The sequence below is a fragment of the Streptomyces corchorusii genome, assembly GCF_001514055.1.
In the GTDB taxonomy this organism is placed as follows: Bacteria; Actinomycetota; Actinomycetes; order Streptomycetales; family Streptomycetaceae; genus Streptomyces; species Streptomyces olivaceoviridis.
On sequence record NZ_KQ948354.1, the window covers coordinates 55,191 to 78,993 of the forward strand.

Annotated in this window: 19 protein-coding genes; 9 read left to right on the top strand and 10 right to left on the bottom strand. The window is 74.2% G+C overall.

Going from position 1 to position 23,803, the window contains the following annotated elements; genetic code table 11:
- The first annotated feature begins 111 nt into the window (after positions 1–111).
- From AQJ11_RS10270 to AQJ11_RS49760, 3 genes are all read left to right on the top strand, one after another.
- Positions 112–1,329, top strand: coding sequence for a serpin family protein (locus tag AQJ11_RS10270; RefSeq protein ID WP_059262796.1), 1,218 nt, complete (start codon positions 112–114; stop codon positions 1,327–1,329).
- A 125-nt stretch (positions 1,330–1,454) separates the two neighbouring features.
- Positions 1,455–1,823, top strand: a complete 369-nt coding sequence (locus tag AQJ11_RS10275) for a hypothetical protein (RefSeq protein WP_014674753.1) — start codon at positions 1,455–1,457, stop codon at positions 1,821–1,823.
- 146 nt (positions 1,824–1,969) lie between these two features.
- Positions 1,970–2,134, top strand: coding sequence for a hypothetical protein (locus tag AQJ11_RS49760; protein WP_167360854.1), 165 nt, complete (start codon positions 1,970–1,972; stop codon positions 2,132–2,134).
- A 51-nt stretch (positions 2,135–2,185) separates the two neighbouring features.
- Here AQJ11_RS49760 and AQJ11_RS10280 read toward each other — a convergent pair whose 3' ends face one another.
- Entirely contained in the window at positions 2,186–5,209 is a 3,024-nt protein-coding gene (locus AQJ11_RS10280) for an AfsR/SARP family transcriptional regulator (protein ID WP_341846277.1), read from the bottom strand.
- 616 nt (positions 5,210–5,825) lie between these two features.
- Here AQJ11_RS10280 and AQJ11_RS10285 point away from each other — a divergent pair.
- Both AQJ11_RS10285 and AQJ11_RS10290 read left to right on the top strand, forming a co-directional pair.
- Positions 5,826–7,298: an NB-ARC domain-containing protein gene (locus AQJ11_RS10285; protein ID WP_244218185.1), complete on the top strand. Its 1,473-nt coding sequence runs from the start codon at positions 5,826–5,828 to the stop codon at positions 7,296–7,298.
- Complete coding sequence (locus tag AQJ11_RS10290; protein WP_059262799.1) at positions 7,295–8,944, top strand: DUF885 domain-containing protein; 1,650 nt, start codon at positions 7,295–7,297, stop codon at positions 8,942–8,944. Before AQJ11_RS10285 ends, AQJ11_RS10290 begins: the two co-directional genes overlap by 4 nt.
- A 49-nt stretch (positions 8,945–8,993) precedes the next feature.
- Here AQJ11_RS10290 and AQJ11_RS10295 read toward each other — a convergent pair whose 3' ends face one another.
- The 9 genes from AQJ11_RS10295 to AQJ11_RS10335 form a co-directional block, all read right to left on the bottom strand.
- Positions 8,994–9,830, bottom strand: a complete 837-nt coding sequence (locus AQJ11_RS10295; protein WP_014674747.1) for an isocitrate lyase/PEP mutase family protein — start codon at positions 9,828–9,830, stop codon at positions 8,994–8,996.
- A 120-nt stretch (positions 9,831–9,950) separates the two neighbouring features.
- On the bottom strand, positions 9,951–10,943 hold the full coding sequence (locus tag AQJ11_RS10300) for an MmcQ/YjbR family DNA-binding protein (RefSeq protein WP_059262801.1): 993 nt from the start codon (positions 10,941–10,943) through the stop codon (positions 9,951–9,953).
- A gap of 22 nt (positions 10,944–10,965) precedes the next feature.
- Positions 10,966–12,234: an ATP-grasp domain-containing protein gene (locus AQJ11_RS10305; RefSeq protein WP_059262803.1), complete on the bottom strand. Its 1,269-nt coding sequence runs from the start codon at positions 12,232–12,234 to the stop codon at positions 10,966–10,968.
- Positions 12,235–12,257: 23 nt separating this feature from the next.
- Positions 12,258–13,514 carry an ATP-grasp domain-containing protein gene (locus tag AQJ11_RS10310; protein WP_058081764.1) on the bottom strand — a complete coding sequence of 419 codons (1,257 nt, stop codon included), beginning with the start codon at positions 13,512–13,514 and terminating at the stop codon, positions 12,258–12,260.
- Between the two features lie 25 nt (positions 13,515–13,539).
- Positions 13,540–14,661, bottom strand: a complete 1,122-nt coding sequence (locus AQJ11_RS10315; protein ID WP_059262805.1) for an NAD(P)/FAD-dependent oxidoreductase — start codon at positions 14,659–14,661, stop codon at positions 13,540–13,542.
- Between the two features lie 40 nt (positions 14,662–14,701).
- The gene (locus tag AQJ11_RS10320; protein WP_059262808.1) at positions 14,702–16,330 is read right to left on the bottom strand and encodes a class I tRNA ligase family protein; all 1,629 of its coding nucleotides are present in this window, start codon (positions 16,328–16,330) and stop codon (positions 14,702–14,704) included.
- Positions 16,331–16,333: 3 nt separating this feature from the next.
- A complete protein-coding gene (locus AQJ11_RS10325; protein WP_014674741.1) occupies positions 16,334–16,699 on the bottom strand; it encodes a cupin domain-containing protein in 366 nt (121 codons plus the stop codon).
- 33 nt (positions 16,700–16,732) lie between these two features.
- Positions 16,733–18,031, bottom strand: coding sequence for a lysine N(6)-hydroxylase/L-ornithine N(5)-oxygenase family protein (locus tag AQJ11_RS10330; RefSeq protein WP_014674740.1), 1,299 nt, complete (start codon positions 18,029–18,031; stop codon positions 16,733–16,735).
- Between the two features lie 89 nt (positions 18,032–18,120).
- Complete coding sequence (locus AQJ11_RS10335) at positions 18,121–19,380, bottom strand: ATP-grasp domain-containing protein (protein ID WP_059262809.1); 1,260 nt, start codon at positions 19,378–19,380, stop codon at positions 18,121–18,123.
- 176 nt (positions 19,381–19,556) lie between these two features.
- Here AQJ11_RS10335 and AQJ11_RS10340 point away from each other — a divergent pair, with 176 nt between their 5' ends.
- From AQJ11_RS10340 to ddaH, 4 genes are all read left to right on the top strand, one after another.
- Positions 19,557–19,889, top strand: coding sequence for an avidin-fold protein (locus AQJ11_RS10340; RefSeq protein ID WP_059262812.1), 333 nt, complete (start codon positions 19,557–19,559; stop codon positions 19,887–19,889).
- A 2-nt stretch (positions 19,890–19,891) separates the two neighbouring features.
- A complete protein-coding gene (locus AQJ11_RS10345) occupies positions 19,892–21,277 on the top strand; it encodes an FAD-binding oxidoreductase (protein ID WP_058081759.1) in 1,386 nt (461 codons plus the stop codon).
- Between the two features lie 65 nt (positions 21,278–21,342).
- Positions 21,343–22,725 carry an MFS transporter gene (locus tag AQJ11_RS10350; protein WP_059262814.1) on the top strand — a complete coding sequence of 461 codons (1,383 nt, stop codon included), beginning with the start codon at positions 21,343–21,345 and terminating at the stop codon, positions 22,723–22,725.
- Positions 22,726–22,918: 193 nt separating this feature from the next.
- The gene (gene ddaH, locus AQJ11_RS10355; protein ID WP_059262816.1) at positions 22,919–23,785 is read left to right on the top strand and encodes a dimethylargininase; all 867 of its coding nucleotides are present in this window, start codon (positions 22,919–22,921) and stop codon (positions 23,783–23,785) included.
- Positions 23,786–23,803 lie beyond the last annotated feature (18 nt).

Below are 23,803 nucleotides of genomic sequence, written 5' to 3' on the forward strand. Positions count from 1 at the left end.
GGTACCGTGCTCCTGGATCGGGCGGCGGCGGCACAGGGGACCGGCGGCCGGCCGGCGGCTGGACTGACGTACGACTGGCCGCATGGTAAGCGTGACCGGAACGGGGGCGGAATGCGGGTGGAGACGAGCACGGTGGCCGGGGGGACCGTCCGGCGTGTGAACGGGCTGACGGCCCGGTGGGCACAGGCCCTGAACGGCGAGGGCACGGTGTTCTCGGCGCCGGGTGTGTGGCCGCTGCTGGCCTTCCTGGCCGACGGCGCGGCGGGCCCGGCGCGGGCGGAACTGGCCGGCGCGCTGGGCGTGCCCGCCGAGCAGGCGGCCGGTGCCGCGCGGGAGTTGCTGGCCGGGCTGGCGGGGGTCGCCGGTCTGGACGCGGCGCTCGGCCTGTGGACGCACCACGGGCTGGCCCTGCGGGAGGAGTGGCGGGCCGGGCTGCCCGCCGGGACCCACGGGGTCTTCGGGGACGACCTCGTCACCGCGCAGGAGCGGCTGGACGCCTGGGCGGCCGAGCGGACCGGCGGGCTGGTCGAGCGCATGCCGGTGACGCTGACCCGGGAGGCGCGGATGGTGCTGGCCACCGCCCTCGCCCTGCGCACCGAGTGGCGGCAGCCGTTCACGGAGCAGCCGCTGCGGCCCGGCTCCGGCCCCTGGCAGGGCCGTACCCTGCGCGGCCTGCACCGGCGCAGCGTGCGGCCGGACCGGGTGGGGGTGGCGGGCACGCCGGACGGCTTCGTCACCGCGCTGACGGTCCCCGGGGACAACGGTGTCGATGTGCATCTGGTGCTGGGCGAGGAGCGGATGACGCCCGGTCAGGTGCTGGCGGCCGGGGTCGCGGTCGTGGAGCGCGGGCTGCCGCTGACCGGGGGCGGCGCGCTGCCGCACGGGCACGTCGGCCCCGGCCTGCACGTGGAGCAGCAGCCGGCGACCGCGCCGCAGCCGACGACGCTGGACGTGACGACGGTGGCGTACGAGGTACGGGCGGACCACGATCTGCTCGCCCTGCCCGGTCTGTTCGGCCTCGGCGCGGCGGCGGACACCGCGGCCGGCCACTTCCCGGGGGTGAGCCCTTACCCGTTGGCCGTCGGGGAGGCCCGCCAGTCGGCCGTGGCCCAGTTCGGCGCGCTCGGCTTCCGGGCGGCGGCGGTGACGGCGGTCATGCCGGTGCCGGCCGGCGGGGTCCCGCAGTACCGGTACGAGACGACGGTCGTCCGCGTCGCCTTCGACCGTCCCTTCGCGTTCCTGGCCACCCACCGCGAGTCCCGCCTGGTGCTGGCGGCGGGCTGGGTGACGGAACCGGCGCCGTACCCGGTGCCGTCCCCCGCTCGGTGAGGCGGCACCGGTCCTCCCTCCGACGGCGCACGGCGAGCGGGACCCGGACGGGAACGGCGTGGGAGGTGAACGGGCCCGGGTGCCGGAATTCTGACGGGGACACACGTCTGGAGAAGGAGGATGCCGTGAAGCGTCCGGAGTACAGCCCGGCCGACGACTCGGTCCTGCACCGCATCAACCAGGAACTCGCCCGCGTCGGCAGTCTGGGGGCCCGGGGGACGCGGGCACTGCCGGAGGGCACCGAGTTCCTGATCACCACGGTCACCGAGAGCGGCATGCACCAGGTCGTCGCCGTGGACGCCCGGCGGCGCGGCAGCGCGGAGCCGTCGCTGGCCACCCCGGACGAACAGGTCGAACTCCGTTCGGTGGTACGGGCCCTGCTGGACATGGCCGGACACAGCTCGGGGACGGTCCGCACGTCGGTGGTCCTGCTCGCGGAGGGCCCGCGGGTCGTGGCGTGCACCGGACTGGTCCCCGCCCCGCCGAAGCCGTAGCCGTAGCCGTAGCCGTAGCCGTAGCCGGGCGGGGAGCCGTTCCCGTGGGGGCCGTGGTTCCCGGTATCGCGGGAGGAACGGTCCGGGAACGGCTCCCAGCAGCATCAGTGGTGTCGAGAACGGGACATCACAAGGGGGACAAGACGATGCGTGACAAGCTGGCGGGTCTGTTCGGGGTGGTCGCGATGGCGCTGGTGTTCGGGCTGGGCGCGGCGGCCCAGCACAACGCGGCGGCCGACCGGCCGGCCGGGCACCATGTGACCGCCGAGAACCAGGGCCCGACCGTCATCACCGCGTCCTCCGCGGGCTGACCGCCGCCTCCCGCGCGGGGGCCCGGTGCGGGAGCCGCATGCCGCGGCGTCTCAGCGGCTCCGGCCGATCTCGGGTACGCCCATCGTGTCGAAGAGCCCGGCGGCGGCCCCGGCGTGCTGCCGGGCCGCCGCGTGGTCGCCGAGGGCCTCGCAGGCCCGCGCCAGGCCGGCCAGAGCGTGGGCCTCCTCGATCCGGTAACCGATGCCCGAAGCGGTCTTCAGGGCACTGGTGTGCAGGTGCAGCGCCTTGGCGGGATCGCCCTGCCGGGTGCACAGCCGGCCGAGTATGTTCTCGGTCTTCACCTGCCGGATCGGCACCACGCTCGACCGGACGAGTTCCAGGGCCTGGTCCGCGAGGCGCGCCGCGTCGGCCGTGTCGCCCAGGCGGTGCTGGACGTCGGCCGACAGGGCGAGCAGCACGCCGACGTTGCCGGGGTCGTGGGTCTGGTCGCCGATGCGCCGGGCCCGTTCGAGGCACTGCTGGGCCTCGGTGTACTCCTTCAGGCCCAGCAGCGCGAGGGCGAGGTCGGTGACGGACACGATCTCGTTCTCGCGGTTGCCGAGGCGCCGGTCGAGTTCGACGGCCCGCCGTGCCGCCTCCGCCGCCTCCGGATACCGGCCCCACTGCTCGTACAGGGTGCTGAGAATGGTCAGGCTCTCGGACTCCGAGCGCGCGTTCCCCAGCTCCCGGCCGAGGTCGACGGCCCGGACCAGGTGCGGCAGGGCCTCGTCGAAACGGCCGAGCACGCTGTTGAGCAGGCCGAGGGTGGACTCCGAGTGGGCCTCGGTGTCCCGGTCACCGAGCTCGGTGGCCACCTCCAGCGCCTCCCGGGCCACTTCGACGCCCTCCTCGAAGCGGCCCAGCTTCCAGCAGGCGACCCCCAGGTTGGACAGGCTCACCGCGAGCAGCACCAGATCGCCGAGCCGGCGGGCGACCTCGACCGCGCTGCGGCTCAGGTCGCGGAACTCGCTGATGTGGCCGCGGGCGTTGAGGTAGAAGACCACGTCGCGGGTCAGCCACACCGCGTGGCGGTCGTGGCCATGCGTCCGGGCCAGGGCGACGGCGCCGCTGAGCGCGGTGTGCTCCCGCGTGAACCAGGTCAGGGCCCGGTGGGCGTCACCGAGGTCCGGCAGCTCCGCCCCGGTGGCCGGCAGACCGGTCGGACGGCGGCGCCGCCCGGGGAAGAGGACGTCGCAGGCCCGCTCGGTGGCCGTGAGGTAGTAGGCGAGCAGCCGCCCGACCGCGGCGTGGTCCTCCTCTTCCGTGGCCGGTCCGCGCAGGCTGAGCGCGAAGCTGCGCACGAGGTCGTGGAAGGCGTACAGGCCCACGTCCGGCTGCTGGAGCAGGTGGACGTCGAGCATGTGCTCCAGGATGTCCTCGGCGTCACGGGTGTCCGTGCCCAGGAGGGCCGCGGCCGAGTGGACGTCGATGTCGGAGCCGGGGTGCAGCGCCAGCAGCCGGAAGGCGACGCGGGACTCCGCCGCCATCGTCTGGTACGACAGGCGCAGGGTGGCCGCCACGCTCCGTTCGCCCAGGCTCAGTTCGTCGAGCCGGCGCGTCTCGTCGCACAGCCGGTCCACCAGGTAACCGACCGTCCAGCGCGGCCGGTTGCGCAGCCGGGCGGTGGCGATCCGCAGGGCGAGGGGCAGATGGCCGCAGAGCCGGGCCAGCTCGGCCGACGCCTCGGGCTCCGCCGCGACCCGCTCGGCGCCGAGCGTCTTCGACACCAGCAGCACGCTGTCGTCGCCGGACATGACGTCGAGCGAGGTCCAGTGCGCCCCGTCGAGGTCCAGCAGCCGGCTGCGGCTCGTCACCAGGACCAGGCAGCCCGGCGACGGGGGCATGAGGAGGCGGACATCGGCCGCGTCGACCGCGTTGTCGAGCAGCAGGAGCAGCCGCCGGCCCGTCAGCGCGGCCCGCCAGGCGGCGGTGCGGCCCTCCAGGTCGTCGGGGATCTGGTCGCCGGGGACGCCGAGCGCGCGCAGCAGGGTGGCGAGGGCCGCCGCCGAGGTCACGGGCTGCTCGCCCGGTGTGTAGCCGCGCAGGTTGATGTAGAGCCGGCCATCGGGGTAGTCGTCGGCCAGCCGGTGCGCGACGCGGACGGCCAGGGCCGTCTTGCCGCAGCCGCCCATGCCGTCTATGGCGACGATCCCGGGGGCGGAGGTGACGGACCGCTGGGCGCAGTCGAGCAGCTCGCGCTGTTCACGGTCGCGGCCGGAGAAGTCGGCCAGGTCGCAGGGCAGGGTGCACGGTGCCTGGGCCGGCGCCGGCGCGGCCGGCGCGGGGGACGCGGGCGGCTCCGGGGCGGCCAGGTCGGGGCTCTCCCGGAGGATCCCCTCGTAGACCTGGGTGAGTTGCTGGCCCGGGTCGATGCCCAGCTCCTCCACCAGCAGGTCCCGGACCCGGGCGTACTCCTCCAGTGCCTCCGCCTGCCGGCTGGAGCGGTACAGCGCGAGCATCAGCTGGCGGCGCAGGTTCTCCCGCAGCGGGTACTTCGCCGTCAGGTCGCGCAGGTCGGCGACGAGTTCGGCGGCCTGGCCGAGGCCGAGGCACAGCTCGAAGAGCTGCTCCGCGGCGGCGAGGCGGCGCTCGTCCAGCGCGGCGGCGGCGGCGGAGATCACCGGGCCGGCGACATCGGAGAGGACAGGTCCGCGCCACAGTTCCAGGGCGGTCCGCAGCGCCTCGACCGCCTGGGCCGCGTGGTCCTGTTCGGCCGCGGCCCGGGCCCGGCGGACCAGGACGGTGAACTCGGTCAGGTCGAGCTGGTCCTCAAGGACGGCGACGCGGTAGCCGGGGCCGTCGGTGAGGACGACCTGGCTCCCGCCGGGTATGCGGCGGCGCAGGTCGGCCACCGCCTTGCGGACCTGGTGGGACGCGGTGGCCGGAGGCTCCTCCTCCCACGCCGCCTCGACGAGCCGGGAGACGGGAACGAGTCTGCCCGGCTCAAGCAGCAGGGTGGCGAGCACCCGCTCCTGGACCAGTCCGCCGAGTCTCAGCCGGGTTTCCCCCGCCCAGACCTCCAGCGGCCCCAGCACGTTGAAGCGCAGCCGGTCTTCGGCATGTTGTCCCAGCAAGCTTCTCCCCCTTGATTCCGTCCTCCCGCGCCGCCCCGGCCGGCCGGGGCGGCGCGACCAGGCGCGCGGACACCGGCGGCAGTGCCGGAACGCGCTCCCGAAGGGCACCGCCGAGGCGCCGTCGGTCCCCGCCCGACGGATCTCCCAGCGGACCGGACAGCACACGGGACGGGGCGTGCGCCGTCCTCGTCCGGTACGCGCGGGCACCGGCCGGGCCCCACGCCCGGCGGGCACGGCGAACCGGCAGGACTCGGCGGGACTCGGCAGCCGCACCGCCCACGGCGTTCGTCACACCGTTCCGCACCCGCTCGGCCGCCATCGGCTCCCCAACCCCCCGTGCCCCCGGTTCACCCGGCGGGCCCCCAAACCCACGGAAGCATAACGCCTGGCGGCGCGAAGACCCCGTGCCGTGCACGGCCTTCCGTCCGGGGCCGCCACGGCCGCCACGGGCCGCCCCGGCCGGCCGGCTCCGGGACCGTCCGGCCGGCTCCGGGACCGTGCGGTACCGCTCGGGGAAGGGATCGGGAACGGCCGGCCGGACCCTGCGAGGGCAGGCAGGAGAGGGCGGGGCGCGCGGCGAACCCGTGGCACACCGCCCCCGACCATCGCAAGGAGCATGAGCGTGGGCAGACCGGAGAAACCGCTGGCGCCGGACGCCGGACCGGCCACCGCCTTCGCCCTGGAGCTGCGCCGGCTCCGGGCCGCGGCGGGCTCCCCCAGCTACCGGGAGCTGGCGAGGCGTGCGCTGTTCTCGGCCTCGGTGCTCTCGGACGCCGCGGCCGGTCACCGGCTGCCCACCCTCCAGGTGGCCCTCGCTTTCGCCGAGGCCTGCGGCGGGGACCGGGCGGTCTGGGAGCGGCGCTGGCGGGCGGCGGCGGGCCGGGCGGGCGACGGGCCGGGGCCGGCCGTCAAGCCGGCGCAGCAGGCACCGGAACCGCGGCTGCGGGCCGCCGCGGTACGGGCAGTGCTGCCCGTACCGGCCCAGCTCCCGATGGAACCGCGTCCGCTGGCCGGCCGGGCCCGGGAGCTGGGTGAGGCACGCGCGCTGACGGCGGCGGGTGCCGGCCCCGTCCCGCCGCTGGTCATCCACGGACCGACCGGAGTGGGCAAGTCCGCGCTCGCGCTGCGGCTGGCCCACGAGCTGGCCGCGGACCTGCCGGACGGGCAGTTGTACGTCAGCCTCGGCGCAGCCGCCGACGGGCGCAAGGACGCCCCGGGCATCGCGGGCGGGATGCTGCGGTCCCTCGGCATCGCCCCCGAGCTCATCCCGGACGATCCCGCGCAGCGCATCGGGCTGTACCGCTCGGTGCTGTACGAGCGGCGCCTGCTGGTCGTGTTCGACGGCACGCTCCAGGAACGCCAGGTGCGTGACCTGCTCGTGGCCGCGCCCCACAGCAGGATCGTGGTCACCGCGCGCTCCCGGCTGCTCGGCCTGGACGGGGTACGGCGGCTGGCGCTGCCCGTCCTGGGCCGGGACGGGTCGATGGACCTGCTCGCGGGGATCGTCGGCACGGAACGGCTGGCCGCCGCCCCGCGGGCGGGTCTGCTGCTCGCGGAGGCGTGCGGCGACCTGCCGCTCGCCCTCACCCTCGCCGGCCGGCGTCTGGCCGCGCGCCCGGAGGCCTTCCTCTCCGAGGCGGTCGCCGAACTCCTCGCCGCCGACGGGCTGTCCGGCCGGCTGCGGGTGGGCGACGAGAGCCTCACCGAGCGCTACGAAGACGCCTACCGCCGTCTCACGCCCCCGGCCCGGCTCCTGCTGCACCGGTTCGCGGCGACGGGGGCGGCGCCTTGCGTGGACGGGGTGATCCGCACCCCGTCCACCGCCCTCGCGCACGCGCCGGAGCCGCCGCAAGAACCGGTGGAACCGGTGGAGGACGTCCTCGAAGCCGTGGTCGACAGCGGGCTGCTGGAGCGCACCGACGTCCCCGGTCAGTACGGACTGCCGCCGCTGGTGCGGCAGTTCGCGCTGGCCCGGGCGGCTGCCACGGCGGACGGCCCGGAGCCCGTCTGGCACCGTCCGCACGGCGACCGGCCCGCACCGGGCGCCGCACGACCCTTCCCCGCCATGACACAGGAGACCCCAGCATGACCACTCCCACCCCCGTCGCCCGCCTCGCCGAGGAGGCCGTCGGCCTGATCGCCGCCGAGGACCCGCTGGACGACGCGCTCGAAGGGTGCCCGGAGACGCTCGGACGGCTCGCCGACCCGTCGTGGCAGGCGCAGGAGGCCCTGGCCGGTGAGGCGGCGCGGCTGGCCGAGCGGGCCGCCCGCGCGCCGGTCGCGGACGCCGCCGAGGAGGTGACCCGGGCCGTGGTGGTGCAGCAGGCGCGGGCGGTCGCCGACCGGCTGGGGACACGGCTGGTCGAGCACACCGTCGCCGACTACCAGAACTCCCCCCTCGGCCGGCTGCTGGGCTCCCTGCCCGCGGTGCGCCCGGCGGACGAGGAACAGGAACGGGGTCATCTGGAACGGCTGGCGGCGGTGCCCGAGTACCTGGCGAAGGCGGCCGAGCGGCACCGCGAGGGCCTGCGGGCGGGACGGCTGCCCGTCGCCGAGCGGGTCCGCACGGCGGTGGCCCGGCTCGACGCCTACCTCGCCGACCCCGCCGGGGACCCGCTGCGCGCGGTGCCGCTGCGCACCCGTCACCACGCCGAACGGGACCGGCTGGTCGACGAGCGGGTGCGCCCGGCCTTCGCCGCCTACCGCGAGGCACTGCGCACGGACCTCGCCTCCCCGGGGCGGTCCCCGGAGCGCCCGGGACTGTGCCACCTGCCCGACGGGGAGGAGCACTACGCCACCCTGGCCCGCGTCCACACCACCACCGGCCGCTCGCCCAAGGAGCTGCACGACACCGGGGTGGAGCTGCTCGCCCACATCGAGCGGGAGTACGTGCCCGTCGGAGCACAGGCCTTCGGCGGCGCGCCGACCCCGGCCGAGGTGCGGGAGCGGCTGCGCACGGACCCCCGGCTGCGGTGGAGCGGCGCGCAGGAGATGCTCGCCGCCGCCCGTACGGCGATCGCCCGGGCCGAGCTGGCCGCTCCCCGGCGCTTCGGGCGGCTGCCCGCCCTGCCCTGTGCGCTGGAGGGCACCGAGGCGCCGGGCGCGCCCCTGGCCTGGTACATGCCGGCCGCGCTGGACGGTTCGCGGCCGGGAACGTACCACGCCAACACCGAGCGGCCCGCGGAGCGTTCGCGGGTGCTCGCCGAGGCCACCGCCTTCCACGAGGCCGTGCCCGGCCACCACGTCCAGCTCTCCCTCGCCCAGGAGCTGACCGGGCTGCCGCGGCTGCGCCGGATCGCCTGGATCAACGCCTACATCGAGGGCTGGGGGCTGTACGCGGAGCGGCTCGCCGACGAGATGGGGCTGTACTCGGGCCCGCTGGCCCGGTTGGGGATGCTGGCGATGGACTCGCTGCGCGCCGCCCGCCTGGTCGTCGACACCGGGCTGCACCACTTCGGCTGGACGCGCGAGCAGGCGGTGGCGTACTTGCGGGAGCACACGGTGCTGTCCGAGACGGAGGTCCAGAACGAGACCGACCGCTACATCGAGTGGCCCGGCCAGGCGCTGTCGTACATGACCGGCCGGCTGGAGATCCAGCGGTTGCGCACGCGCGCGGCCCGGGAACTGGGGCCGGCCTTCGACATACGCGCCTTCCACGACCTGGTGCTCGGCGGCGGCGCGCTGCCGCTCGACGTGCTGGACCAGGTCGTCGCGCGCTGGACGCGCAGGGGCTGAGCGTTCCGCGCGGGGGGCCGGTGCGGCCGGCACCGGCCCCCCGCCGCGCTCAGGCGCTGAAGAGACCGTTCATCTGGAAGAAGTCCAGCGAGTCGGCCAGTTCCTCGTAGGTGCCGGAGCCGAGGAGTTCCAGGGTGGCGCGGCGGGCCGCCGTGTACGCGGCCTGGGCGACCGCGGTGCCGACGCTGACGCGGCGCACCCCGGCCTTGGCCAGCTCGGCCACGCCGGGTCCGCCGGGGCCGGCCATGGCGTTCACCGGCAGCGGGGAGCGGGCGGTCAGCTCGCCGAGGACGGCCAGGTCCAGCAGGCCGGGCACGAAGATGCCGTCGGCGCCCGCCCGCTCGTAGGCGGCGGCGCGGGTCAGCACGTCCTGAAGACGGCCGGACTCCTCGCCGATGCCGAACAGGTACACGTCCGTGCGGGCGTTGACGACCAGCTCGGGCAGCCCGGCCTCGGTCGCGGCGGCGCGCGCCGCCGCGATCCGCTCCGCCTGCTCCTCGGGGGTGAACAGCGGGCCGCCGGGGGCCTTGGAGTCCTCCAGGTTGATGCCCACCGCACCCGCGGCGACCACCGCGGTGACCGTCTTCGCCACCTCGTCCGGGGCGGCGCCGTAGCCGCCCTCGATGTCCACGGTGACCGGGACGTCGACCACGGCGGCGATGCGCGCGGCAGCCGCGAGCATCTCGTCCCGGTCGGCCTGCTCGCCGTCGCCCTTGCCGAGGGACCAGGCGACACCACCGCTGGTCGTGGCGATCGCCTGGGCGCCGGCGGCGGCCATCACGGCGGCACTGCCCGCGTCCCAGGCGTTGGGCAGCACGAGGACGGACTCGGAGCCGAGCGCGCGCAGCCGCCGCGCCTTGTCCTGGGTGCTCTGGTCAACTGTCATGGTTCTTCAGTGCCTTTCGTGGTCGGCACAGCTCTGTGCCGCGGTTCGGGTGACGATCGCGACGGATCGTTGCACGGGGGGGCGGAACGGGGGCGGTATTCGGACGACTCGGGCGTACGGTCAGCCCGCCGCGCGGCGGGTGATGGTCACGTACAGGTGTTCGTCGAGGACCTTGGCGAGCGTGACGGCGGGCCGGCCGAGGTCGGCGACGAGCGCGTCGGCGCTCAGTCCGCTCTCGGCGAGGGCGGCCCGTGCCCAGGCCCTGCCGGTGCGCAGGTGGCGGGCGAAGGCGGCGCCGTCCCGGGCGCCGTACAGCTCGGTGGCGATGGCCGCGTCCCACGGCATGACGGTGTGCGGGCGCAGCGCGTAGAGCGCCTTCGCGGCGGCCGTCGGGCCGAGGGACCGGGGCCGGGGCCCGCATCTGACCGGAAGCCGGGCGAGTTCCCCGTACGCGGTGGCCACGGTGTCGATCTCGGGGTCGGTCAGGTCGGGCAGCGGTGTGTCGGGCAGGGGGTGGCTCTCCGTCCACGCGGCCAGCCCCTCCCCGAGCGGGTACGGTTCGCCCTCCCGCGGGTAGGGGAGCCTGCACCCCCAGGTGTTGAGCCAGCGGTGCAGGGCCGTGCGGCCGGCCGGGTCGCCGAGGTCGAGGGCGGGAGCGGCCGGCCCGCGCAGCTCCAGCCAGCTGCGGTCGACGCCTGGGTAGGCGGCGAACACCTGGGCGGACAGGCGCAGTTCGGCCAGCGTCGGGGCCGGGGGCGGGGGCGGCGCGGGGTCGGGTCCGAGGTGGGCGCGGGCCACCTTCGCGGGGACGCACATGCGCCAGGCGTCGGTGACCAGTTCCGTCAGCTCGGGCAGGCTGAGCGCGGCGAGCGCCGCCTGGGCCCAGTTGTAGCGCAGGTCGGAGGTCCGGGGCAGCGAGAACTTCTCCGGTTCCGAGGCCACCAGGGCCGCGCGCTCCTCCTTGGGGAACGCGAAGCCCAGCGTGGTCTCGTCACGGGACAGCGCCAGGTAGACGATCCGGCCGACACGGAACTTCACCCGGTCCCGGATCAGGTGCTCCTCGGTGCGCGGTAACGCGACCGCCAGGCGCCGCACGTCCTCGACGGTGGCCATGTCTCTCCTTCTGTCGTGGAACCTACGCCGGTCGGTCCTGCGCGGGGCGGACCTTGATCTGGACCGTGTCCAGGGCCCGCCGGGCGGCGGCGACCGCCTCGGCCCCGTTCTCCGCCTCGGTGACGACCGAGCCGACACGGTCCCACGAGCTGCGCAGCTCCCGCACCTCGGCACCCGGCTCCACGGTCACCGAGCACGCCTGGACGCCGGGCAGCGCGCGCGCCTCGTCGAGCCCCGAGACATCCTCCACGACCCCGGCCCCGGTGTGCAGGAAGCGGATGGCGGCGGCGCCGGGGGCCTTCTCCGGGAGCGGAGCGGTCAGCGGTTCGCCCTTCATGAGGGTCCAGAAGGCGCGGACGAGGTCGACGCGGTACGCACGGTCGATCAGGTCGACGATGCCGTCGCCGGGGAAGCGGCCGGCGCACTCCACCAGGTAGGGGCGGCCGTTCTCGACGATCCACTCGCAGTGCGCGATCCCCGTGCCGAACCCGACGGCCTCCAGCAGCCGCCCGGTCTCGGCGCGCAGCAGCGCGTCCAGTTCGCCGGGGATGTCGGCGGGCACCAGGTGGCCCAGCTCCACCGGCCGGCCGCCGGGGTAGAGCTCCTTGCCGGTGACGTTGCCGAACACCGCACGGCCGCGCTCCACGAGCAGTTCCACGCTGTACTCGCGGCCCTGGACGCACCGCTCGACGAGCATGCGGAGCTCGAACCCGCGGTCGGGGACCATCACGCCCTCGTCCATGGCGGTGGTCTCCGCCCAGGCCTCGTCGATCTCGTCGGGGGAGGCGAGGATGCGGGTGCCGAGGGCGGCCTGGCGGTTGGCCGGCTTCAGCACGGCCGGCCCGGGGTGCTCCGCCATGAAGGCGCGGACCTCGTCCGGACCGGTCACCTCCACGGACTCCGGGTTGAGGATGCCGGCGGCCCGGCTGACCCTGCGCAGCACGGCCTTGTCCCGCAGGACGCGCAGCGCCCCGTAGCCGCCGGTGGGCACCCCGTACCGTTCGGCGAGGCGGGCCGCGAAGGGCGTGGCGTACTCCTGGAGCGGGGCGACGGCGGCCGGGTCGAGGTCGGGGTGGGCGTTGTAGAAGGCGTCGGCCGCGCCTTCGAGCTGGTACTCCCAGGCGATCAGCTCCCGTACCACCGGGGCCTCGTCGGCCTTCGGCCCGAGCTCGCGCTTGCGGATCACATCGGGTTCGTCGATGACGATCACGGAGCCCTCGGGCTGGAACTGCGCGAGCGAGGTCACCGCCACGGGCACGAAGCCCACCATGACGACAGGGCGTTCGGGCATGTCTGCACTCCTTGGTGGATGGATCAGGCGTCCGGGCCGGTCAGGTCGGCGCGGACCTGGGCGGCGAGTTCCTCGGCGGTGGACATGGCGTCCTCGAACGACGTGCCCGTCACACCGAGGAAGCCGAGGATGCTGTTGCCCGCGGGCGGGCGGCGGACCAGGTCGCCGGGCTTGGCGGTGACTTTGAGGAAGAACAGGTCGTCCCGGTCGGCCAGGCCGTCGGGGACGTGTACGTGCGCCACGCGACCGGAGGCCGGGGGCAGCAGGCACAGGGCCGCCGTGTGGACCCCGGTCGGCCGGTAGTGGCCGGCCTTCGGGCGGACCCCGCGGGCCACGTCGGCGACGGCGGCTATCGGGTCGTAGCCGGCGGAGATGCGGGCCATGTGGTCCAGGCCGCCGCCGCCCGGGCGTACGGCGATCTCCACCAGGTGCGGGCGGCCCTCGTGGAAGCGGACCTCGGCGTGCAGCACGCTGCGCCGCAGCCCCTGGGCGCGGGCACCCGCGGTGACGACCTCGTGCACGGCCTCGACCTGGGCCGGGGTGAGCGCGGTCGGGGCGTGGTGGACGTCGTCGTCGAAGGTGTCGCCCTCGGCGGTGACCCGGTCGACGATGGAGCCGAGGTACACCTCGTCGTCCCAGGCGAGGGCCTCGATGAGGAACTCGTCGCCGTCGAGGAAGGACTCCACCAGCAGCCCGTGCGGACCCAGGTCCAGTCCGTCGGCCTCCATCGCGTACCAGGACAGCTCGGTCAGGCCCTGGGCGGCCTGGGCGTAGCGCTCCCGCAGTTCGGCCGCGTCGTCGGCACGGAAGACGTAGTTCGAGGCGGCCCCCAGGGTCGGCTTGACGATCACCGGGTAGCCGAAGTCCTGGCCGGCGGCGAGCGCCTCGGCCTCGGTGGTGACGAAGCGGAAGTGCGGGTGGGCGGCGCCGCCGCGCTCGTGGGCCTGGCGCATCAGCAGCTTGTTCCGGCTGGCGCGTGCGGCCTCCACGCCGATGCCGGGCAGGCCGAGGGCCTCGGCCACCGCGGCGACCGCGAGCACCCCCGACTCCGAGAAGGTGAACACGCCCTCGAAGTGTTCCTCGGCGTGCCACTCCTTGGCCGCCGCGATCAGGGCCTCGATGGACCGCGAGCCGGCGGTGCGGTAGCGGTCGGCGGGCCAGAAGTCCTCGGTGCCCTCGCCGTTGAGCACGTACAGGTCCGCGCCGAGGCCGACGACCTGCTCGTAGCGGGAGATGTAGTAGGTGGCGTTCTGCCGGGCTTCGAGCGCCAGGAGTTTCATGGCGGTTCCTCTCGGATGGAAGGGATCAGGGCCGGGCGTCGAGGGGGTCGGCGTCCAGGGCCGCCAGGCCCGTTCGGTCGGGGACGCGGCCCAGGACCCGGTCGGCGAGGGTGCGGGCGATCAGCGGCGCGAACTTGAACGACGAACCGCCGCACGCCGCGTACGCGTGGGCCGAGCCGCCGAGGGAGACCACGAGGGGGCCGCCGGTCTCGGCGTGCGACAGGTAGTAGCAGTCCTTGGTGCCGAGCACCCAGGCCGGTCCGAAGCCGGGCAGCAGGTCGGCGAACTCGGCCGTCAGCTCCTGCTGCCACCTCTCGGGCGTGGCGTTGTCGGTGAGGTCGTCGACCTGGCGGCAGACGGCGGCCGAGCTGAGCTTGAGCGCCGTACCGGCCACCGGCGGGATCAGCCAGGCGCCGCGCCGGGTGCCCAGGGCGGGCACGGCCGGGGTGGCGGCCCACGCCTCGGCCGCGCCCCTGGGCACCCGGCAGTACAGCAACGACTGCCGGTACAGGGCGAGCGACTTCGCCACCCGCTCGGGCAGCAGGCGGCGCGCCCACGGCCCCACGGCGACCACCACACCGTCACCGTCCAGCACCTGCCCGTCGGCGAGCGTGACCCGTCCGCTCTCCCCGTCCACCGCGACCGCGGGCCGGTGTTCGAGCAGACCGACGCCCGGCTGCCACTTCAGCCAGCCGACGCAGGCGGAGAGCACCCGCTCGGCGAGCAGCACTCCGGCGTCGTCCTCCAGGACCGCGCCGGCGGCGCCGCCGAGGGAGAGGTGCGGGTAGCGGTCGGCGAGCGCGCCCGCCGTGAGCGTGCGCGCGCGTCCCCCGGCGTCGGCCAGCAGCACCGTGCCCGCGTCCGCCGCCGCGGGCGGGAGCACGGTGAGCGCGCCGACCCGCTCGTAGAAGCGGGTGGCGAACAGCTCCTCCAGTTCCAGCCAGCGGCGGTGCGCGCGCAGCGCGGCCCGGGTGGCGGGCGGATCGTCCGGGTGCAGGGCCCGGATGATCCGGTGCTGGTCGAAAGAGGTGGCCCGGCTGTACGGGATGGGCCCCTGGTCGACCACCGTGACCCGGTGGCCGTCCAGGGCGCACTCCACGGCGGTCAGCAGGGCGATCACCCCGCCGCCCACGACGGTGACGCGCATCGGGCACCTCCCTTCTTTCTCTCGGTCGTGCGGCGGTCGCTCAGCTCTCGGCGGTGGTGCGGCCGAGCGCCGGAACGGTGAACGGCGTGGTCGTCCGCTCCTCGGGCGCGACGGCGAACGTGCCGTCGAAGCCGCCCTCCGCCCGCGCCTGTTCGGCGAGGTCGATGAGGATCGGCGAGGCCGCGGCGATCAGGGTGCGCAGCTCCGCGAAGAGGTCCCCCAGTTCCGCCGCGGACGCGGTGCGGTCGGCCGGGGCCGGCCCGGCCGTCAGGGCCTCGGCCCGGCCCAGGAGCCGCTCGGTGTGCAGCGGGATCAGGTCGGCGGTGCGGCTGAGGCTGTAGCCGGTGAGCCGGTAGCCGGCCTCGAACCGCTCGGCCATCGCCGCCCGGCGCGCGTTCGCCTCCGGCGACACCGGCAGCTCCTGGCCCTCAAGGCCCAGTTCGGCGACCGCCTTGCCGAGCAGGGCGCCCAGCCGGTTCCACGGGTCGACCAGCCGATCGCCGGCGATCTTCTCCAGGGCGGCCCGGGAGAAGTTGGTGCGGGCGTGCTCGGGGGCGGTGAGCGCGAGGTGGAAGCGGACGAGGTCGCGGGGGACCTCGCGCACCAGGTCGCGCGTCCACACCACATGGCCCTTGCTGGTGGAGAACTTCTCGTTCTCCAGCTCGTAGAACTCGTTGCTGACGATCGCGTCCGGGACCACGTAGCGGCCCTCGTGGGCGAGCAGCAGCGACAGGTGGGTCAGTCCCCAGAAGTAGGCGTTGTCGAAGCCGAGGAAGTAGACCAGCCGGATGCCGTTCTCGGCCAGCCACAGCTCGTCGTCGGACGCGGGCCGCTCACCGTGCGCGCGCTGCGCCACGGCCGTGCAGTACATGGAGGCCGGCATGCCCTCCGCCCAGGCGTTGACGACCTGGCCCGGCGTCTGGGGGAACGGCGCCGGGATCCCCCACCCGGTGGGATAGGTGATCGGGAAGTCCGGCAGCGGGCGGGCCAGCAGCTCGCGCATCAGCTGCACGATGTGCGGGCGCCAGGTGGACTCCTTGGCCCGGTGGTAGGCGGTCAGCTGCTCCCGGTACTCCTCCAGCGGCAGGACCAGGATCTGCGCCTCCCGGTAGGTCACCTCGGCCTCGGGGTCGACGGTGGAGCGCGGGTCGGTCAGCTCGGCGAAGTTGTTGGGGTGCCCGCAGCCCTCGCACAGACCGCCCCGGCTGACCGCCAGGCACACCGGGCAGCCGCCGCTGACCAGGCCCTCCATCAGGAACTCGCCGGTCGCCTCGACGTACGGCAGCTTCACCGTGCGCAGCCGGAACTTGCCGGCGTCGTGCAGCCGGGTGAGGAAGTCCAGCGTCATCGCGCGGTAGCCGTCGTCGAAGGGGGCGAACCCGTCGACGGAGATGCCCATCAGGCCGAGCGTCTCCCGGATCTCCCGCCAGCTCTTCGCGGCCAGGGCCTGCGGGGTGGTGCCCAGCTTGGCGGCGCTGGAGACGACGTACGTCTGGCTGTCGTCCGTGCCCGTCGTGTAGAGCACCGGCTGCCCGGTGGCCCGCAGGTAGCGGGCGTGCACGTCGGCCGCCATGTACGGGCCCGCGATGTGGCCGACGTGCAGGTCGCCGTTGGGGGTGGGGGGCGGGCCGATGATGACCGTGCGCCGCTGTCCTGTCGGCTGGTCCATGGCTCAGGCCTCCCGGGCGTGACGGCGGGTGAAGCGGTCGGACATCTCGGCGTCCCACCAGACGCTGTACATCTCGAAGTCGGCGTCGGAGTCGTTGACGACGCGGTGCTCGTGGTGCGGGGGGAAGTGGACGATGTCGCCGGCGCTGAACGGCACGCGCTCGCCGTCGGCCTCCAGGAACGCCTCGCCCCGCAGGGCGATGAAGATCTCGTACTCGTGGTGGGAGTGCGCGGTGGACGCGGTACCCGGGCGGATGACGCACCAGGAGCCCTCGAAGGGGGCGTTCAGTTCGGACCAGGGCAGCAGACGCTGGGCGTCGAGGCCGTTCTCGTGGGTGAGACCGGCGCGGTCGAGGTGCTTGATGAGCATGTCGTCTCTCTGCTGGGTGGGAAGCGGCGGTGGTCAGGCAGCGGCGAGGGCGGGCTCGCGGTCGCCGGCCGGCCGGCCGGCGCGGTGCGCGAGGATGTCCTCGGTGATCTCCGCGGAGCGTGCGGCGAGGACGCTGAGCAGGGAGTCGGCGATGCCGTGGGTGGCCTCGTTGACGCCCTGGAGGTAGCAGGCGGCGGCACCCTGACGGCCCGTTTCCAGGCGGTAGTGGCGGGTGACGGCGATCTCGTCGAGGCCGAGCGCGCCGCCGAGCGCGCGCACCATGCGGGGCATCTCGCGGACGAACCCGGTGCCGAGGAGCAGCAGGTCGCAGCGGAGCTCGCGGGTGGCGGAGGTGCGGCGGTCGGTGAGCGTCAGCACGATGTCGTCGCCGTCGGTCGTGGCGCCCGTGATGTCGGTCATGGTGATCATGCCCAGGCGGTCGGAGCCGGTGCGCCGGTCCTGGTAGAACTGCCGGTAGAGCGAGTCGAGGGTGGCCGGGGCCAGACCGCCGTAGTTGGAGCGGTGCATCTCGGCCAGCAGCTGGCGGCGGGCCTCGGGCTCGGCGTCGTAGAACTCGTCGACGAACGAGGAGTAGAACAGCTCGTTGGTGAACTTGCTGCTCTCGTAGCCGTTCAGACCGATCGAGCGCATGATCATCGTCGGCCGGCAGCCGGGCAGGTCCCGCAGGGCCGCGCCGAACAGCTCGGCCGCGCTCTGCGCCCCGCCGACCACGGCGACCCGCGGCGGCCGGCCGGCCGGCACGCCGGCGATCCGCTGGGTGTACTCGGTGGAGTGGATGACCCGCTCGGCCGGGAGCCCCTCGAACACGGCGGGTACGTGCGCGTCCCGTCCGGCGCCGATCACCAGGTAGCGGCAGCCGATGGTCTCGCCGTCCGCCAACTCGACGGTCCAGCGATCGATCTCGCCGTCCGCGCCGTGCACGGGCGTGACCGAGGTGACGGTCCGGCCGTACTCCACCCGCGTCCGCTCCAGCGAGTCCGCCACCCACTGGAGGTACTCGGATATCTCGCTGCGGTACGGCACGAAGCTGCCGAGGTTGACGAACGCGTCGAGCCGGCCGCGGGCGTGCAGGAAGCTGAGGAACGAGAACTCGCTGCGCGGGTTGCGCATGGTGACCAGGTCCTTGAGGAAGGAGACCTGGCTGAGGGCGTCGGGGAGCAGCATGCCCCGCTGCCATACGACGTTCTCCTCGCGCTCGACGACGAGGGCCTGGTCCGCGAGGTCGGGCGCCAGTTCCTCCAGCGCGACCGCGAGGGCGAGGTTCGCCGGACCCGCGCCGACGGCGAGCAGTTCGACTGTGCGGTGTGCCATGTGGTTCTCCTCAGAGGTGTCGGCGGTCTGGTTCCGGGGGTGGGGTGGGCCCGGTGCACGCCGGGCGGTCCCGGGCCGGTGGGCCCGCTTCACGCCGGGACGGGCTCGGTCAGCGGCTGCCGGTCCAGGACGACCAGGGCCGCCGCCGCGTCCAGGCGGGCGGCGGTCTGCGCGGGGTCCGCGCCGGCGACGATGACGTAGGAGTGGCGGGCGAGGTAGCCGTTCGGGGGCAGCCTCAGTTCGGTGCCGGGTCCGGCCATCGCCTCGGCGGCGAGCAGGCCCTCGGCGGCGGCGGGCGGGGTGACCGAGCGGACCACGCAGTCCTCGGGCGGGTAACCGAAGCGGATGCCGACCGTGCGGTGCTCGGTGTCGGTGAAGTCGGGGCGCTGTCCCAGCGCGGCGCGCACGGCGGCGCGGGCCGGGTCGATGCCGGTGGCGAGCTGCCCCAGGCGCGGGATGAGGTCGCCGCCGAGCCGCCCGTTGATCTCGACGATGACCGGACCGCGGGAGGTCAGCTTGACCTCCGTGTGGGTGATGCCGGAGCCGTAGCCGATGGCGCGGTGCGCGGCCCGCAGCATCGCCAGCAGTTCCGGATCGGTGCGCAGCGGGTCGTCCGCGGCGACGTGGTGGCCGATCTCCTCGAAGTAGGGGAAGAGACCGACCTGTTTGCGGGCCACGAACATCGGGTGGTACTCGCCGTCCACGACGGCCGCGTCGACGCTGATCTCGGGCCCTCGAAGGTACTCCTCGACCAGCGCCCCGCCGCGGTAGGAGACCGCTCCGATCCGGCTGGACTCGTCGGCGGTCCGGAACGCCTCGGCGACCTCGCCGGCGTCCGCGGCGAGCACGACGCCGATGCTGGCGCCCATGCCGCGCGGCTTGACGACGACCGGGTAGCCGATCTCCTCCGCCGCCGCGAGCGCCTCCTCGGCGGTGTCCACCCAGGCGTACCGGGGCTGGTCGATGCCCGCCTCGGTGAGCAGCCGGCGGCTGCGGTACTTGTCCCGGCAGCCCTCCACGCCGTCCACGCCCGCGCCGGGCAGGCCGAGTGCCTCCGCCACGTGCGCGGTCGTCACGATCAGGGTCTCGTCCCAGCTGAGTACACCGCGCACCGTGACGCGCCCCGCCAGCTCCCGGGCGGCCGTGAGCACGGCGTCCCGGTCGGTGAGGTCCACGACCGTGTGCCCGCTGAGGCAGGGTGTCTGCCAGTCGGGCTCGTCGTCCGTGAACAGCCAGACCGGGTGCGTCGCCGCGGCACCGGCCAGCAGGTACTCGCGGTACTTGCGCAGCCCGCACCCGATGAGCAGGATCACGTCCTTCGCGGCCTCGCCGGCACTGTTGTCGTCCACGCGCTGATCGCCTCCTGAATCCGAGTGACAGGGCGATTCCACGGGGTGCGCGGGTTGCCCGGAAGCCATGTCCGAGAGGGACAATCAACCCGGACGCGGCCCGGGTTCACGTCCGGTTGATTGGCCGTCCGGCAGGGCCCTTCCGGGCAATCGCGCCCGCCTGTTCCATGGCTGACGTGATCAACTACGACGGCAAGCGATTCCGGAAGGTCCTGGCCGACCCGGCCGACGACGCGCCCATCGCGCTGTACCGGCAGCGGGGTGATCTGGTCTGGGCCGATTTCACCGGCGGCGACGTACGGCGCGGCTCCCTGGCGGGGACCCGCGACACGGACGGTGTGATCAGCTTTTCGTACAGCATGGTCCTCGACGACGGCCGGGTGATCTCCGGATACAGCGTCAACACCCCCGAGGTCCTGGCCGACGGGCGGATACGGCTGCACGAGCGCTGGGAGCGCTACGGCGCCCACGCCGCGAGCGGCGTCTCCGCCATCGAGGAGGTGCGCTGACGGTGGCCGGCGTCGACTACTCCCGGCTGGCCGGCGAGGTGGAGGGGCGCGTCTTCCTGCCGGGCAGCCCCGGCTTCCGCGTCGGCTCGCACCTGTTCAACACGCGCTACAAGCACCGCACCCCGGCCGCCGTGCTCACCGCGGCCCACACCGCGGACGTCCAGCGGGCCCTCGTGTGGGCGCGCGAGCAGGGCGTCCCGGTCGTCGCCCGCAACGGCGGCCACAGCTTCGCCGGTTACTCCGTCAACGACGGCCTGGTCATCGACCTCAGCAGGCTCACCCAGACCCGTGCCGACGGCTCCACCGGCCTGGTCGTCGCGGGCGGCGGCGCCAAGATCAGCCACGTCTACGACGCGATGCAGCCGTACGAGATGGTCTTCTCCACCGGCACCAGTCCGACCGTCGGTGTCGCGGGCCTGGCGCTCGGCGGCGGCGCCGCCTTCGCCGCCCGCCGCTACGGCCTGACCGCCGACGCCCTGGTGGAGACCACCGTGGTCCTCGCCGACGGCTCCCTCGCGGTGGCCAACGAGCGGGAGAACCCCGACCTGTTCTGGGCCTGCAAGGGCGGCGGCGGCGGCAACTTCGGCATCAACGTCTCCCTCACCTTCCAGGCCCATCCGGTCCCGGACGTCACCACCTTCCACCTCACCTGGAAGTGGTCCGACGCCGCCGCCGTCCTGGAGGCCGGACAGCACATGGTGCGGCGGGCGCCGGACGACTTCGCGGCCCGGCTCGGTGTGTGGACGCACGGCACCGGACCCGGCGCGATCCGGGACAACGCCGAAGTCACCCTCCAGGGCCAGTACTTCGGCCCGGCGAGCGAGTGCCTTCAGATCCTGGACCCGGTCCTGGCCGCGGCCACCCCGGTGTCCAGGGACGTCGCCGAGCGCACGTTCTGGGAGGCCAACAAGTACATGGTCCACGCCACCTCCGGGGACCAGTTTGCGCTCCGCTCCAACTACATCCGCGAACCGCTGTCCGGCGACGGCGTCGAGACCATGCTGTCCTGGGTCGAACGCTGGCCCGGCAGCCACAACGCCGACGGCGGCGGGGTCGGCCTGTTCTCCTGGGGCGGCGCCATCAACCGCGTGGCCCCGGACGCCACCGCCTTCGTCCACCGGGACACCCTGTTCCTGGTCTCCATGGACACCTCCTGGACGGACGACGACGACCCCGGCCTGATCGCCGCCAACCTCGACTGGCTGGACGGCCTGCACGCCGGCATGGCCCCGCACGTCACCGGGTCCGCCTACCAGAACTTCGTCGACCCGCACCTCACGAACTGGCGCGAGGCCTACTACGGCGCCAACTACGGGCGCCTGGTCCAGGTGAAGCAGAAGTACGACCCCGAGGGTGTCTTCTCCTTCGACCAGGCCGTCGGTTCCTGACACCCGGCCCGCTCCGGGCGCCGAAGGCCCGGGAGGGCCCCTCTCCCCCCTACGAAGGTGAAGCGATGAGTGTGTCCAAGTCCAAGGAGAACGCCGCGCCCGGTGTCCTCGACGCCCTGCGGGCCACGCCCCGCTCGGTCCGCTACCTCCTCGGCGGTGTGCTGCTCAACCAGCTCGGCGCCTTCGTACAGACCTTCCTGGTGCTGTACCTGACACACCGCGGGTACGGCGTCGACAAGGCGGGCTTCCTGCTCGGCGCCTACGGCGTGGGCGCGGTGGCGGGCACCGTCCTCGGGGGCGAACTGACCTCCCGGCTCGGCAGCCGCAACACCATCGCCACGGCGATGGGCTGCTCGGCCGTCCTGGTCTTCCTCATCCCCTGGCTGGCCGACCCCGGCGACTACCCCGTCCTGCTCGGCGTGGTCGTCGTCCTCGGCCTGATGACGCAGTCGTACCGCCCGGCCGCCTCGGCGCTGCTGAGCGATCTGATGCCGGACGAGTTCCGCGTCATGGGATTCTCCATGCTGCGCATCGCCATGAACATCGGCGCCGCAGCGGGCCCGCTGCTCGCCGCGGGCCTCATCCAGATCGACTGGAACCTGCTGTTCTGGGTGGACGGCTCGACGGCGCTGGCCTACGCCCTGCTCGCCGCGATCCTGCTGCCCCGGCCGGCACCGGCCGCCGGTGCCCAGGGCCCCGGCGCCGCCCGGGAGACCCAGCGCTCGGCGTACGGCGCCATGGTGCGCGACCACCGCTTCCTGCTCTACCTGGGCTCCATGCTGCTCAGCGCCCTGGTGTACGCCCAGTTCTTCGCGGTGCTTCCGGTCGACCTCGACGAGGCGGGCCACCCCACCTCCCTGTACAGCGGTGTGCTCACCCTGTCCTCGGCCCTGCTGATCAGCTTCGAACTGGCGGTGACCGCACGGATCAGCCGCTGGCGTGCCAGCACGGCCGCGACGGTGGGCACGTTCGTCTACTGCCTCGGCATCGCCGGCTACGGCCTGCCAGGCAGCGTGCCCGCGCTGGTCCTGCTGACCACCGCCGTCAGCGTGGGCGGCCTCATGATCAGCGGACCGACCCTGTGGGCACACCCGGCGAAGGCCGACGAGAAGGTCCGCGGTCGCTACATCGCCGCGTCCCAGACCGTGTTCGGCCTCGGCTCGGCGGTCGGCCCGGCGCTCGGCATGCTGATGTGGACCCACTACGGCGACGGTGTCTGGGCGACCTGCGCGGTCCTCGGCACGGTGGCGGCGGCCCTGGCCTTCGCCGGCCTGCGGTCGTCGGACGGACCACGGAACGCGGCCGAGGAGACGGACGAGGCCGAGCCGGACCCCGCTGAACCGGACCCCGCTGAGAAGACCGTCGCGGCGGAGGGCGTCGGCGAGGCCCACGTGACGGCCGCTGCCGAGGAAGCCCCCGGCGAGACCGCGATCCCCAGCGGACGCTGAACGACCGACTCCCGCGCCCCGGCCCGCCCGCTCCCCCCACCACCACCGCGCGCGGGCCGGACACCCTCACCTCGCTGAGCCCCTCACCACCCGTGAACCCACTCCCCCTCACCACCCGTGAGCCCACACCCCTCACCACCCGTGAGACCTGTTCCGTACCTCATCACCCATGAGCACAGTCGAAGGAGCAACCGTGCCCGTCACCGACACCATCGCGCCCAGCGTCTCGACGCACCCGGCGGAGCAGCGCACCCGCACCGCCACCCGCCGCAGGCTGCTGATGTGCCGGCCGCGGCACTACGACGTCACGTACTCGATCAACCCCTGGATGAACCCCGGCCGCGACACCGACACGATGCTCGCGGTGCGCCAGTGGGAGCAGTTGCGCGACCTCTACCTCGAACTGGGCCACAGCGTCGAGGAGATCAAGCCGGTCGAGGGGCTGCCCGACATGGTGTTCGCGGCCAACGGCGCCACCGTCGTCGACGGCAGGGTCTTCGGCGCCCGCTTCCGGCACGCCGAGCGCACCGCCGAGGGGCCCGCCTACCTGCGCTGGTTCGAGGAGCGCGGCTACCAGGACGTGCTGTGGCCCGAGCACATCAACGAGGGCGAGGGTGATCTCCTCACCGTCGGCCGACGGATACTCGCCGGGACCGGCTTCCGCACCGACATCCGTGCCCACACCGAGGCGCAGGAGTTCTTCGGGCTGCCGGTCACCTCGCTGACGCTGGTCAACCCGAGGCACTACCACCTGGACACCGCCCTCGCGGTCCTGTCCGACGACGAGATCATGTACTACCCCGACGCCTTCACCCCGGGCAGCCAGGCCGTACTGCGGGCCCTGTTCCCGCACGCGGTGATCGCCACGGCGGAGGACGCCGCCGTCTTCGGGCTCAACGCCTTCTCCGACGGACGCCACGTGCTGCTGCCGACCGCGGCCAAGGGATTGCAGGCCCAGTTGCGTGCCCGTGGCTTCGAACCGATCGGGGTCGAGCTCACCGAACTGCTCAAGGCCGGCGGCAGCGTCAAGTGCTGCACGTTGGAGCTGCGCGACCGCTGAGCCGCCGACACCTCTCCC

Coding starts and splice junctions, on each gene's coding strand:
- AQJ11_RS10270 (WP_059262796.1), top strand. CDS start 112: ATGCGGGTGGAGACGAGCACGGTGGCCGGGGGGACCGTCCGGCGTGTG.
- AQJ11_RS49760 (WP_167360854.1), top strand. CDS start 1,970: ATGCGTGACAAGCTGGCGGGTCTGTTCGGGGTGGTCGCGATGGCGCTG.
- AQJ11_RS10285 (WP_244218185.1), top strand. CDS start 5,826: ATGAGCGTGGGCAGACCGGAGAAACCGCTGGCGCCGGACGCCGGACCG.
- AQJ11_RS10290 (WP_059262799.1), top strand. CDS start 7,295: ATGACCACTCCCACCCCCGTCGCCCGCCTCGCCGAGGAGGCCGTCGGC.
- AQJ11_RS10295 (WP_014674747.1), bottom strand. CDS start 9,830: ATGACAGTTGACCAGAGCACCCAGGACAAGGCGCGGCGGCTGCGCGCG.
- AQJ11_RS10300 (WP_059262801.1), bottom strand. CDS start 10,943: ATGGCCACCGTCGAGGACGTGCGGCGCCTGGCGGTCGCGTTACCGCGC.
- AQJ11_RS10305 (WP_059262803.1), bottom strand. CDS start 12,234: ATGCCCGAACGCCCTGTCGTCATGGTGGGCTTCGTGCCCGTGGCGGTG.
- AQJ11_RS10310 (WP_058081764.1), bottom strand. CDS start 13,514: ATGAAACTCCTGGCGCTCGAAGCCCGGCAGAACGCCACCTACTACATC.
- AQJ11_RS10315 (WP_059262805.1), bottom strand. CDS start 14,661: ATGCGCGTCACCGTCGTGGGCGGCGGGGTGATCGCCCTGCTGACCGCC.
- AQJ11_RS10320 (WP_059262808.1), bottom strand. CDS start 16,330: ATGGACCAGCCGACAGGACAGCGGCGCACGGTCATCATCGGCCCGCCC.
- AQJ11_RS10325 (WP_014674741.1), bottom strand. CDS start 16,699: ATGCTCATCAAGCACCTCGACCGCGCCGGTCTCACCCACGAGAACGGC.
- AQJ11_RS10330 (WP_014674740.1), bottom strand. CDS start 18,031: ATGGCACACCGCACAGTCGAACTGCTCGCCGTCGGCGCGGGTCCGGCG.
- AQJ11_RS10350 (WP_059262814.1), top strand. CDS start 21,343: ATGAGTGTGTCCAAGTCCAAGGAGAACGCCGCGCCCGGTGTCCTCGAC.